The sequence below is a fragment of the Stenotrophomonas sp. YJH_SMC_46 genome (assembly GCF_059370315.1).
The window spans coordinates 416,737-429,090 of sequence record NZ_JCAFTO010000002.1 but is presented as its reverse complement, the minus strand read 5'-3'; the positions used below and the strand labels follow the sequence as shown (position 1 = coordinate 429,090).

Below are 12,354 nucleotides of genomic sequence, written 5' to 3'. Positions count from 1 at the left end.
CCGGTGAAGCTGGCACGTCGGGAAGTATCGCTGCAATCGGCTGGAAAGAACGGGAAGGGGCGGTGCAGGCCATCCCGGCCTGCTGTTTTACTGCCTTTGGTCCCGCTTGGGCAGACTGGACAAGCAGGAAGGGGGGGACTAGTCATGTTCCTGCAGACGCCGTTCACGTTCCCGCTCCTCTGCGGTGACCACGCAGGGCACCTTCACCGCCGTCGCCGGCACCAGCCACCAGCGCCGCCGGTTGGCTACGCCGGCCAGTTCAGAGCGGCTGCGGTCGACGCACGACAGCATTGCGTACTCGTGGACCAGCAACCAACGGCGTTCGGGCGCAAGCCGCTGCCAGCGCGTGGCCGCAATCAGCTGCTCGTCCCAGTCCGCCTCGAAACCGAAGGTCGCTGCGGGGCGGTCGGCCAGCAGCAGATGCTGCTCCTTCCAGGCCACCAGCCCAAGCTCGGCATCCGGGCCCAGGCGTGTACCAACCGTGCGCATCAGGCCGCGGGCGGAACTGGAATCGTTCAGCAGCGGGTAGCCGACCAGGCTGTACAGCACCCAGACCATCGCCAGGGTCGACACCAGCGCCAGATGCCGGCGACGACCGCAGGCCAGCAGGCTCAATGCGCCCCACACGCCCATCGCCAGGATCGTCCAGGCCAGCGCGTCGACGGCGCCGGGCGCCAGTCCGCGGCTGTGGGTCAGGCGCAGCTCGAAGGCCGGGTCGCCCAGCACCGCCATCGCGCCAGCCAGGACCAGGCCCAGTGACAGCAGGCCGGTGAACACTCCCACCACGGCCTGCACATCGCGCCGCTTCAGCAGCCCCGGCAGCAACGGCGCCAGCGCCAGGCAGAACATCGGCAGCGCCGGCAGGATGTAGACATCGCGCTTGCCGTCGGGGATCGAGAAGAACAGCACCACAATCAACCACCAGGACAGCGGCAGCAGATAGCGCGGATCGCGCCGGCGCAGCCGCCGCAACCAAGCCGGAAGCGCCCACGGCAGCAGCAGGAACGCGGGGATCCACATCGACGGCATGATCGCCAGGAAGTACCACCAGGGCTGGTGGTGGTCCCACGAGTGCGTATAGCGACGCGCCGTCTGCTGGAACAGGATGTCGTCCATGTACGCGCGGTATTCGTCCGAACCGGTGGCAAAACCGGCCAGCAGCATCGGCGCCAACCACAACGACACCGCCAGCAGGAAGGCCAGCGGCGCCAGCCAGAAGCGGGCATCGCGCGCGTGCAGTGCCACCCGTGGCCATTGCAGTACCGCAGCGGTCACCGCCGGCACGATCATCAGCAGCGCCAGCATGCCCACGCCCTTGGTGATCACGCCGATGCCAGCGAAGAACCAGCCCAGCCACCACCAGCGCCAGCCTGGTCCCAGCAACAGGTGGCGCAGCAGGCCGTAGTTGGCCAGGGTGATGAACAGCAGCAGCAGTGGATCGATCTGCGCCTTCTTCGCCTGGAAGGTGAACTGCAGCGCGAACAGCAGCGCCCAGCCGGCGTAAAGCCCCACCCGCCGTGTCCACAGCCGCCGCCCGAGGTCGACCACGCACCACAGCGTACCCAGTGCCGCCAGCAGCGACGGCAGCAGGAAGGCCACGCGCCACTGCCCGACCAGGCCGTACAGCGTAGCCTGCCACCACATCAGCATCGGCGGCTTGTCCGAATACAACTCGGTACCGCGGTGCGGGAACAGCCAGTGGCCGCTGTCGACCATCTGCTTGGCCACCAGCGCAAAGCGCGGCTCGTCCGATGGCCACGGATCACGAAGGCCCAGCCCGGCCCCCAGCAGCAGCAGGGCCATCGCCACGAACAACCACGTCTCGCGCGACGCGCGGGAATTCAGCATGGGACTCGGAACGTCAGCGGGGGTCAGGCTGTTTTTAGCAGACGCGCGTAAAAGAATCCGTCAGCATCGCTGTCACCCGGCAGTCGCTGGCGCGCGATTCCCTCGCAGTCCAGGCCGAATCGGTCATCCAGCGGCTCTGCCACCGCGTCCGGGTGCCATTTCAGGAACGCCCGCACCTGGTCGATGTTCTCCGCACGCAGGATCGAGCAGGTGGCATACAGCAGCACGCCGCCCGGACGCAGCATCGACCAGCAGGCCTCCAGCAGGCGGGCCTGCACACCGACCAGCGCATCGATATCCTCGGCACGTCGGTGGAACATCACATCCGGCTGCCGCCGGATCACGCCGGTGGCCGAGCACGGGGCATCGAGCAGGATCGCGTCGAACGGCACGCCATCCCACCAGGCACCCGGATCACTGGCATCGGCAGCCAGGGTCTGCGCATGCTCGCCCACGCCAGTGCGAACGTAGGTGTCACGTGCACGGGCCAGGCGGCGCACGTCGATATCCAGCGCCAGCAGGCGCAGGCCGGGGTCGCGCTCCAGCAGGTGCGCCGACTTGCCACCGGGGGCCGCACAGGCGTCCAGCACGCGGGCACCGGCCGCCGGGGCCAGCGCGTCGGCCGCACACTGCGCCGACAGGTCCTGCACCGAGATGGCGCCTTCGGCGAAGCCGGGCAGCTGATTCACGGCAACCGGCGAGGCCAGGCGCAACGCGTCGGCGCTGAGCGGACTGGCTTGCGCGGTAATGCCAGCTTCGGCCAGCGTCGCCAGTGCCTTGTCGCGGCCGCCCTGCTGGCGGTTGGCGCGCAACCACAACGGCGCCGGCTGCAGGCTGGCGGCAAAGATCGCCTCGGCCTGGGCCGGCCAGTCGCGCTCGACGGCATCGGCCAGCCACGCCGGGAAGGCATCGCGCGCAGGCTGTTCCGGGAAACCTTCGCGCTGCGCGCGGCGCAGGATCGCATTGACCAGGCCCGCCTGGCGCTCACGACCAAGGGCACGCGCGGCATCGACCGTGGCCGACAACGCCGCGTGCGCCGGCAACGCCAGCACGTCCAGTTGGGCGAACCCGACCATCAGCAGCGTGCGCAGGTCGGCATCACGCGCCGACAGCGGCTTCTGCATCCACGACTGCAGCGCCGCGTCATAGGTACTGCGGCGGCGCAGGACGGCGAAGCACAGCGCTTCCAGCAGCGCGCGGTCGCGGCTGTCGGCCAGCTTCGGCAGCGCCCAGGCCAGTTCGGCCTTCAGCGACCGGCCACGGGTGAACACCTGTGCCAGCACGCGTGCGGCCAGCATGCGCGTGGCCGCTCCCGGCGCCGCCTTGGCGACGGAGAAATCGTTCTGCTTCGACACCGCTTATGCTCCCACGCGCAGATCGCGGCGGGCGTTGAGGTAGTCGGCCGCAGTAATCGCCTTGCCACCTTCCCGCTGCAGTACACGCAGGCGCAGTGCGCCCTGGCCACAGGCGATGTCGATGCCATCACGGCCGGCGGCCAGCACCGTGCCCGGCGCCTGGCCGTGGTCTGCCTCCAGTGCCACCGCGCCATGGATGCGCACGCGTTCGCCGGCCAGCGTTGCCTCGGCGATCGGCCACGGATTGAACGCGCGCACGGTACGCGCCAGCGCGCCGGCGTCCTGCGCCCAGTCCAGCCTGGCTTCGGCCTTGTCCAGCTTGTGCGCATACGTCACGCCCTGTTCCGGCTGCGGCCGCGCGATCGGCTTGATGCCCGCGCGCAGCAGGCCCAGGCCATCGGACAACACCTGGGCACCAAGCTCGGCCAGCTTGTCATGCAGCTGGCCGCCGGTATCGGTGGCCGCGATCGGCAGCTCCTGGTGCAGCAGCACCGGGCCGGTATCCAGGCCGGCCTCCATCTGCATGAGGCAGACGCCGGTCTTCGCATCGCCGGCCTGGATCGCACGCTGGATCGGCGCGGCACCGCGCCAGCGCGGCAGCAGCGAGGCATGCACGTTCCAGCAGCCATGGGTCGGAATGGCCAGCACCGCCTTGGGCAGGATCAGGCCGTAGGCGACCACCACCATCAGGTCCGGCTGCAGGTCGCGCAGCTGCCGCTGGGCAGCTTCATCCTTCAGAGATTCGGGCTGGTAGACCGGAATGCCACGGGCCACGGCTTCGAGCTTGACCGGCGACGGCGCCAGGGCACGGCCACGGCCGGCCGGGCGGTCAGGCTGGGTATAGACGGCCACGACCTCGTGGTGGCGCGCCGCAGCGCGCAGCGACGACACCGCGAATTCCGGCGTACCGGCAAAGACAATCCTCATGGCTACCCCACTTGCAGGATGGATTCGTGCAGGAAAGAAAACGGCGCCGTCGGCCGGCGCCGTACAGCCCGCGCGCGTCGCGCAGGCACGGGCCACCCGAAGGGTGGCCCGGATTGGCGATCACGCCACGTGCTTGCGCTGCTTGGCCAGCTTCTTGCGCACCATCTCGCGCTTGAGCGGCGACAGATAATCGATGAACAGCTTGCCGTCCAGGTGGTCCATCTCGTGCTGGATGCAGGTGGCCAGCACTTCGCCAGCCTCCAGCTGCTGTTCCTTGCCGTTGCGGTCCAGGTATTTCACGGTGATGGTATCGGCACGGGTCACGTCGGCGAAGATGCCCGGAACCGACAGGCAACCTTCCTGGTACACCCGGCCCCCTTCCCTGGCGACGATTTCCGGGTTGATGAACACCTGCGGTTCATTCTTTTCTTCGCTGACATCGATGACCATGAAGCGCTTGTGCACGTCCACCTGGGTGGCAGCCAGGCCGATGCCCGGCGCGTCGTACATGGTCTGGAACATGTTGTCGATCAGTTCCTGGAAGGCCGGCGTGGTGACTTCAGCGGCGTCGATCAACGCGGCCTTGGTACGCAGGCGCGGATCGGGGAACTCGAGAATGGGGAGAAGGGCCATGGCTGTTTCCGGGTAATGGGCCGGCACGCCGGCATACGTCGCAGATTCTAGCTCCAACGCTTGCCTTGCGCCCCGGTTTCTGGACTATAGTGCGCGGACCTGTTGGGGAATCAGGGCTTCACACCTATGTTGCTTCGTTTTCGTACGGTCGTCGCCGCGGCGATGCTGACCGTGGCTGCCTATGCTACCGCCGTGGAAGTGAATGGCGGGCACCCGGACACCTATGTGGTCCGAAAAGGGGATACGTTGTGGGATATCGCCGCACGTTTCCTGCAGAAGCCCTGGCTGTGGCCGGAGATCTGGCAGGCCAATCCACAGATCGCCAATCCGCACCTGATCTATCCCGGTGACGTGCTCAGCCTGGCCTACCTGGACCGGGTGACCGTCGCTGCCAAGCCCGGCCCGCGCCAGGAAGCCCCGATCGATGCCATTCCGCTGGCCCAGGTCGAGCCGTTCCTGAAGCAGCTGAGCGTGGTCGACAGCATCGACCAGCTGCCCTACGTGGCCGGCCTGGAAGAAGAGCGCCTGCGCGTCACCAGCGGCAGCGCGGTGTACGTGCGCCTGGCCGACGCCCAGCTGGGCCAGCGCTGGGCCGTGGTCCGCCCGACCGTGCGCTACGCCCAGCCCAAGCCCACCGAGGACCTGACCGCCAACGGCGACGTCACCCCGGGCAGCGGCAACCTGTGGCGGGCCTACAACGCCCCCAACCACCGCCGCGGCGTGCTTGGCTATGAGCTGGCCCAGGTCGCCACCGGCACCATCACCCACGTCGCCGGCGGCAAGGTCGAGGCGTCCACCCTGGTGCTGGACAAGAACGAGGGCGGCCGCGAGGTACGTGCGGGCGACCGCCTGGTCCCGGTCGAGGCCAGGCCCTACGACCTGCAGTTCATCCCCCATGTCCCGGCCGCCGGTGTCGAGGGCGTCGACGTGCGCGTGCTGGCCGTTGCCGACATGTTCACCGCTGGTGGGCCGCGCGACGTGATCGCGATCTCCGCAGGCCGCGCGCAGGGCGTGGACAACGGCACCGTGTTCTCGCTGTGGCGCCCGGGCCGCCACGTGGCGCACCGCATGAAGTACCCGAACTCCTCGCGCATGGATGATTCGCTCAGCACCGGCGCCGGCCGCGTCTCGCTGCCGGACGAATACGCCGCACACGCCATGGTGTTCCGTACCTTCGACAACGTCAGCTACGCACTGGTGATGCAGGGCGTGAAGCCGGTGCGCGTTGGATACAACGCACTGCACCCGGATGCGCGGTAGAGTCGACTGTTAGTCGACTGCTCTTCACCGCCCCCCGAAAGCGCCCGCGCTGCGCGCGGTAGTCGACTGACAGTCGACTCTACAGGGGCGGTCTCCGGCAAAGTCTGACAGCCACATGCGAAGGCGCCCTAGGGCGCCTTTGTTGCATGCGCTCGATAGTGGGGGGATGACCAACCAAGCTGACGAGGCGCTGCTGCGCCTGTTGATGGCAGGCGGCGCGCTGGCACCACGGCGGGCCCTGCTGCAGGCCGCAGGCAGGGCGGAAACCGCGATCGCGCAGGGTGCCGCGAACTGGCGCGCGCACGGTTGCACGCCAGAGCAGTGCGCCGCACTGGACCGCCCCGACGCCCGGGCCTTGGCCGTAGCACGGCGCTGGCTGGAAGACGACAACCAGCACCTGCTGGCCTTCACCGATCCGGCCTTCCCCCCGCCCCTGCTGGATGTCCCCAATCCCCCCCTTGCGCTGTTCATCGCCGGCGACCCCAGCCGGGCCTGGCGCCCATCGGTTGCGCTGGTCGGCAGCCGCTCGCCAACGCCGGGCGGACGCGCGCTGGCAGCCCGGTTTGCCGGCTGCTTCGTCGACGCCGGGCTGGCGGTGACCAGCGGCCTGGCGGCGGGCATCGATGCCGCCGCCCACCAGGCCACGCTGGACGCGGGGGGCTGCACCGTGGCGGTGATCGGCACCGGACCGGACCGCGCCTATCCGGACAGCCACGCCCGGCTGCAGGCGCGCATCGCCGCCGAAGGCGTGGTGCTCAGCGAGTACCTGCCCGGCACGCCCGCACGCCCCGGCCACTTTCCTGCCCGCAACCGGCTGGTAGCCGGGCTGGCCCTGGCCACGGTGGTGGTCGAGGCCGCCCAACGCTCGGGTGCCCTGATCACCGCACGCCTGGCCGCCGAGGCCGGCCGCGAGGTCTGCGCCCTGCCCGGCTCGGTGCTCAATCCGCGCGCTGCGGGCTGCCACAGGCTGATCCGCGAGGGTGCCGCACTGGTCGAGCGCCCGGAGGAGGTCCTCGAACTGCTGGCGCCCGCCCTCCGCCAGCAGCTGCCGGGCTTGCAATCACGGCTGGCCACCCCCACTGAACAGGCACCGCCTGCACGCCTGCCGGCGCACTGGGCCGACGACCCTGACTACCAGTGCTTGTGGCGGGCGCTGGAGCACAACCCAAGCAGTATGGATTCACTGATCACACGCTGTGGATTGACGGCGCCCCAGGTGTCCTCCATGCTGCTGGCCATGGAACTGGCGGGAATCGTGGTGTGCGTACACGGCCGCTACTGTCGAACTCCCTAGTTTCTTCACCTCCACAGCGTCGCGCGACGCAGGCCGAGGGGCAATGAAAGAGAGCATCCTGGATGTACTGCTGTACCTGTTTGAACACTATTTCAGCGAAGATGCGGACCTGATCCGTGACCGCGATTCGCTCCAGAACGGCCTGATCCAGGCCGGTTTCAGCCCAACCGAGATCAACAAGGCGTTCGACTGGCTCGATGCCCTGGCCGCGCAGCGGCCGAGCGTGGCCCAGGCTCGGGTCGATGGCCCCGTGCGCGTGTACCACGGCCCCGAGCTGGACAAGCTGGACGTGGAATGCCGCGGGTTCCTGCTGTACCTGGAACAGCACGGCATCCTCGATGCCGACCAGCGCGAGCTGGTGCTGGACCGGGCAATGGCCCTGGACCAGGACGAACTGGACCTGGACGACCTGAAGTGGGTCGTGCTGATGGTGCTGTTCAACCAGCCCGGCTCCGAGGCGGCGTATGCCTGGATGGAGACGCAGATGTTCATGGACGAGCCAGAACCCCTGCACTGACCGTACACTTGGGGGCATAGCGCATTCAGGAGCGTCCCCGTGAGCGAGTGGTTCCATGCAGAAGGCAACCGGCAGCAAGGCCCGCTGCCGGCGGAACAGTTGGTCGAGTTGTTCCGCAACAACCAGATCTCCCTGGACACCCTGGTCTGGCGCGACGGCCTGCCGCAATGGCAGCCGTTGCGCACCGTGGTCGACGAGCTCGGCCTGATCGTGCCGGCGCTGGACGCCGCTGCACCGCCCGTGGAACCCGAACCGGAGCCGGCAGCACCGCCTCCGCCGCAGCCACCGGTGCTGCCACCGTCCACGCCCTACGCCACCAGCGCAGCGGCCAGCGCCCTGCCGACGCCGAAGAAGAAGCTGTCCGGCTGCGCCCTGACCGCCATCATCGGCGGCGGCCTGCTGCTGGTGCTGGTACCGATCGTGGCCATCCTGGCCGCCATCGCGCTGCCCGCCTACAACGACTACACCCTTCGCGCCAAGGTCGCCGGCGCAGTGACCGCACTGCAGCCGCTGAAGGACCAGGTGCAGCATTTCGCCGATGACGAAGGCCGCTGCCCGGGTGGCAACGACGCCGGCTTCCCGGCCCCGGGTGATTTCGCCCATGCAGGGCTGTCAGCGGTGAACATCGGTCGCTTCAACAACGGCCACTGCGGCATCGAAGCCACCCTGGCGCTGCCCGGCAAGAGCCTCGATGGCGATCTGCTGTGGCTGGAATACGATCGCGACAGCGGCCGCTGGGAATGCAGCGGCGAGAGCAACGACAAGTACCTGCCGCCGTCGTGCCGCGGCTGAACCGCGCGCACGCCAGCACCTCCAAGGATGATTCAACAGGGAACATGCAATGACTGAGTGGTACTACGCCGAAGGGCAGCAACGCCAGGGCCCGCTGCCGGTCCAGGAGATCCGCCAGCGCTTCCAGCGCGGCCAGCTCAACCTGGACACCCTGGTCTGGCGGGAGGGCATGGCCCAGTGGGCTGCGCTGCGGCAGATGGTCGACGAGCTCGGCCTGCAGACGCTGGCCGATGCCAGCACTGCCAGCAGCAGCGGCGGGTTCGACCTGCGCAGCGACTACGCCGCCATCGACAGCGGCACCGCACCGCTGCCCGGCACCGGCGCGCTCAGCAGCTCGCCTTACAGCGCTCCAGCGGCCACCAGCAGCGGTGGCCACGCGCAGCCGGTGGTTGGCGGTGAAGTGGTCTACGCAGGCTTCTGGAAGCGTGTGGCGGCCTACATGATCGATTACTTCGTGCTGGTCGTCCCCGGCAGCATCATCGGTGCCATTCTTGGTGCGATACTCGGCGCCAGCATGGGCGCGGTGGGCAGCGGCGAATCGGCCGTCGAGATCGTTGCCCAGCTGGCCAGCGCCCTGATCAACCTCGGCATCGGCATGGCCTACTACACCTGGTTCCATGCCTCGCAGGGCGGCGCCACGCTGGGCAAGATGGCAGTCGGTATCAAGGTGGTGCGCGGCAACGGCGAACGCCTGACCAAGGCCCGCGCATTTGGTCGCTACTGGGCCATGCTGCTGAGCAGCTTCACGCTCGGCATCGGTTTCCTGATGGCCGCCTTCACCGAACGCAAGCAGGGCCTGCACGACATGGTCTGCGACACCCTCGTGGTCGACCGCTGGGCCTACACCGACCAGCCGCAGCTGCAGCGCCGGGAGCTGGGCACGGTAACCGTACTGGTGCTCGTGCTGACCGGCCTGCTGTGTCTGGTCGGCCTGGCCCTGCTGGTGTTCGCGGTAGGCTTCATCGCCAAGATGGCCTCGTGAACGGCCATCCTCACGCCTGGCTGCTTGACACGGGCCGGCCGGGCGTGATTCCTCTAATAAGGTGAAACCTGAACGCCCGGCACATTACCGGGCGTTCAGTTTATGGATTTGCCCGTGGCCGCTTCACTAATGCGGCCGTTTGCTCCACCCTAGCGGCCCCTTCTCCCGGTCCGCCCACAGACCTCTCCCGACATGCCCAAGCACCTGCTCATCGTCGAATCGCCAGCCAAGGCCAAGACGATCAACAAATACCTCGGCAAGGACTACACCGTCCTGGCCTCGTATGGGCATGTGCGTGACCTGATCCCGAAGGAAGGCGCGGTCGACCCGGACAACGGGTTCGCCATGCACTACGACGTGATCGACAAGAACGAAAAGCATGTCGATGCGATCGCCAAGGCCGCCAAGGGTGCCGACGACATCCTGCTGGCCACCGACCCGGATCGCGAGGGTGAGGCGATCAGCTGGCACATCGCCGAAATCCTGAAGGAACGCGGGCTGGTCAAGGACAAGCCGATGCAGCGCGTGGTGTTCACCGAGATCACCCCGCGCGCCATCAAGGAGGCCATCAGCCAGCCGCGCGCGATTGCCAGCGACCTGGTCGATGCCCAGCAGGCGCGCCGCGCGCTGGACTACCTGGTCGGCTTCAACCTGTCGCCGGTGCTGTGGCGCAAGGTCCAGCGTGGCCTGTCCGCCGGCCGCGTGCAGAGCCCGGCGCTGCGCATGATCGTCGAGCGCGAGGAAGAGATCGAAGCCTTCATCGCCCGCGAATACTGGTCGATCGCCGCCGAGTGCGCGCACCCGTCGCAGCACTTCAACGCCAAGCTGATCAAGCTGGACGGGCAGAAGTTCGAGCAGTTCACCATCACCGACGGCGACACCGCTGAAGCGGCGCGCATGCGCATCCAGCAGGCCGCGCAGGGCTCGCTGCATGTCACCGATGTGGCCAGCAAGGAGCGCAAGCGCCGCCCGGCGCCGCCGTTCACCACCTCCACCCTGCAGCAGGAAGCCTCACGCAAGCTCGGCTTCACCACCCGCAAGACCATGCAGGTGGCGCAGAAGTTGTATGAAGGCGTGGCCATCGGCGACGAAGGCACCGTCGGCCTGATCTCGTACATGCGTACCGACTCGGTGAACCTGTCGCAGGACGCACTGGCCGAGATCCGCGATGTGATCGCCCGCGACTACGGCATCGCCTCGCTGCCGGACCAGCCGAACACCTACCAGACCAAGTCCAAGAACGCCCAGGAAGCGCACGAAGCGGTGCGCCCGACCTCGGCGCTGCGCACGCCGGCCCAGGTCGCGCGCTTCCTCTCCGACGACGAGCGCCGCCTGTACGAACTGATCTGGAAGCGCGCCGTCGCCTGCCAGATGATCCCGGCCACGCTCAATACCGTCAGCGTCGACCTGTCGGCCGGCAGCGAGCACGTGTTCCGTGCCAGCGGTACCACCGTGGTGGTGCCCGGCTTCCTGGCCGTGTACGAAGAAGGCAAGGACAACAAGAGCGCCGAGGACGAGGACGAAGGCCGCAAGCTGCCGGCGATGAAGCCTGGCGACCGCGTGCCGCTGGAACGCATCCAGGCCGAACAGCATTTCACCCAGCCGCCGCCGCGCTACACCGAAGCGGCGCTGGTGAAGGCGCTGGAAGAGTACGGCATCGGTCGTCCCTCGACCTACGCCTCGATCATCCAGACCCTGCTGTTCCGCAAGTACGTGGAAATGGAAGGCCGCAGCTTCCGCCCGTCCGACGTCGGCCGCGCGGTGTCCAAGTTCCTGTCCAGCCACTTCACCCAGTACGTGGACTACGACTTCACGGCCAAGCTCGAAGACGAGCTTGATGCCGTTTCGCGTGGCGAAGAAGAATGGATTCCGCTGATGGCTCGCTTCTGGGAGCCGTTCAAGGAACTGGTGGAAGACAAGAAGGAATCGGTCGACCGCGCCGAGGCCAGTGGCGCGCGCGAGCTTGGCACCGATCCGAAGACAGGCAAGCCGGTCAGCGTGCGTCTGGGCCGCTTCGGGCCGTATGCCGCCATCGGCAGCACCGCCGAGGACGCCGAGGAGAAGCCGAAGTTCGCCTCGCTGCGCCCTGGCCAGTCGATGCACACCATCTCCCTGGAAGACGCGCTGGAGCTGTTCCTGATGCCGCGCGCGCTGGGTGAGGACAAGGGCGAGCCGGTCAGCGTCGGGATTGGCCGCTTCGGGCCGTTCGCCAAGCGTGGCAGCACCTACGCCTCGCTGAAGAAGGAAGACGACCCGTACACCATCGACCTGGCCCGTGCCGTGTTCCTGATCGAAGAGAAGGAAGAGATCGCGCGCAACCGGATCATCAAGGAATTCGAGGGCAGCGACATCCAGGTGCTGAACGGCCGCTTCGGCCCGTATATCAGCGACGGCAAGATGAACGGCAAGATCCCCAAGGACCGCGAGCCGGCATCGCTGACCCTGGCCGAAGTGCAGCAGCTGATGGAAGAAACCGGCAAGCCGGTGCGCAAGGGCTTCGGCGCCAAGAAGGCGGCAGCGAAAAAGGCACCGGCCAAGAAGGCGGCAGTGAAGAAGGAAGCGGCGCCGAAGAAGGCTGCTGCCAAGAAGGCGCCGGCAAAGAAGGCGGTGAAGAAGGCCGCCGCAAAGAAGGCCCCGGCGAAGAAAGCCGTCAAGAAGGCCGCTGCGAAGAAGTAGATCCACGCCATGCGTGGATGAGGGGCAAGGTGTGCGGACCAACGGTCCGCACCTACCGTCCGCGCCGACC

The 12,354-nt window shown here is 67.8% G+C and carries 10 protein-coding genes; 6 read left to right on the top strand and 4 right to left on the bottom strand.

The window, feature by feature from the left end; all coding sequences use genetic code 11:
* Positions 1 to 138 precede the first annotated feature (138 nt).
* The 4 genes from AC5P8C_RS06990 to def form a co-directional block, all read right to left on the bottom strand.
* Complete coding sequence (locus tag AC5P8C_RS06990; protein WP_233653685.1) at positions 139 to 1,848, bottom strand: ArnT family glycosyltransferase; 1,710 nt, start codon at positions 1,846 to 1,848, stop codon at positions 139 to 141.
* A gap of 23 nt (positions 1,849 to 1,871) precedes the next feature.
* Positions 1,872 to 3,203 carry a 16S rRNA (cytosine(967)-C(5))-methyltransferase RsmB gene (gene rsmB / locus AC5P8C_RS06985; protein ID WP_019660778.1) on the bottom strand — a complete coding sequence of 444 codons (1,332 nt, stop codon included), beginning with the start codon at positions 3,201 to 3,203 and terminating at the stop codon, positions 1,872 to 1,874.
* Positions 3,204 to 3,206: 3 nt separating this feature from the next.
* Positions 3,207 to 4,130 (bottom strand): methionyl-tRNA formyltransferase, encoded by a 924-nt coding sequence (fmt, locus tag AC5P8C_RS06980; RefSeq protein WP_495218489.1) that lies wholly within the window; start codon positions 4,128 to 4,130, stop codon positions 3,207 to 3,209.
* Positions 4,131 to 4,250: 120 nt separating this feature from the next.
* Positions 4,251 to 4,763 carry a peptide deformylase gene (gene def / locus AC5P8C_RS06975; RefSeq protein ID WP_019660780.1) on the bottom strand — a complete coding sequence of 171 codons (513 nt, stop codon included), beginning with the start codon at positions 4,761 to 4,763 and terminating at the stop codon, positions 4,251 to 4,253.
* Positions 4,764 to 4,889: 126 nt separating this feature from the next.
* Between def and AC5P8C_RS06970 the strand changes: the two genes are divergently transcribed.
* From AC5P8C_RS06970 to AC5P8C_RS06945, 6 genes are all read left to right on the top strand, one after another.
* Positions 4,890 to 6,023, top strand: coding sequence for a LysM peptidoglycan-binding domain-containing protein (locus AC5P8C_RS06970; protein WP_019660781.1), 1,134 nt, complete (start codon positions 4,890 to 4,892; stop codon positions 6,021 to 6,023).
* Between the two features lie 166 nt (positions 6,024 to 6,189).
* Positions 6,190 to 7,317 (top strand): DNA-processing protein DprA, encoded by a 1,128-nt coding sequence (gene dprA, locus AC5P8C_RS06965; RefSeq protein ID WP_019660782.1) that lies wholly within the window; start codon positions 6,190 to 6,192, stop codon positions 7,315 to 7,317.
* A gap of 43 nt (positions 7,318 to 7,360) precedes the next feature.
* Positions 7,361 to 7,834: a DUF494 family protein gene (locus tag AC5P8C_RS06960; protein ID WP_005411195.1), complete on the top strand. Its 474-nt coding sequence runs from the start codon at positions 7,361 to 7,363 to the stop codon at positions 7,832 to 7,834.
* Positions 7,835 to 7,873: 39 nt separating this feature from the next.
* Positions 7,874 to 8,626 (top strand): pilin, encoded by a 753-nt coding sequence (locus AC5P8C_RS06955; protein WP_021203235.1) that lies wholly within the window; start codon positions 7,874 to 7,876, stop codon positions 8,624 to 8,626.
* A gap of 49 nt (positions 8,627 to 8,675) precedes the next feature.
* The gene (locus AC5P8C_RS06950) at positions 8,676 to 9,608 is read left to right on the top strand and encodes an RDD family protein (RefSeq protein ID WP_495218488.1); all 933 of its coding nucleotides are present in this window, start codon (positions 8,676 to 8,678) and stop codon (positions 9,606 to 9,608) included.
* Positions 9,609 to 9,800: 192 nt separating this feature from the next.
* Positions 9,801 to 12,284, top strand: coding sequence for a DNA topoisomerase I (locus AC5P8C_RS06945; RefSeq protein WP_495218487.1), 2,484 nt, complete (start codon positions 9,801 to 9,803; stop codon positions 12,282 to 12,284).
* Positions 12,285 to 12,354: the final 70 nt, after the last annotated feature.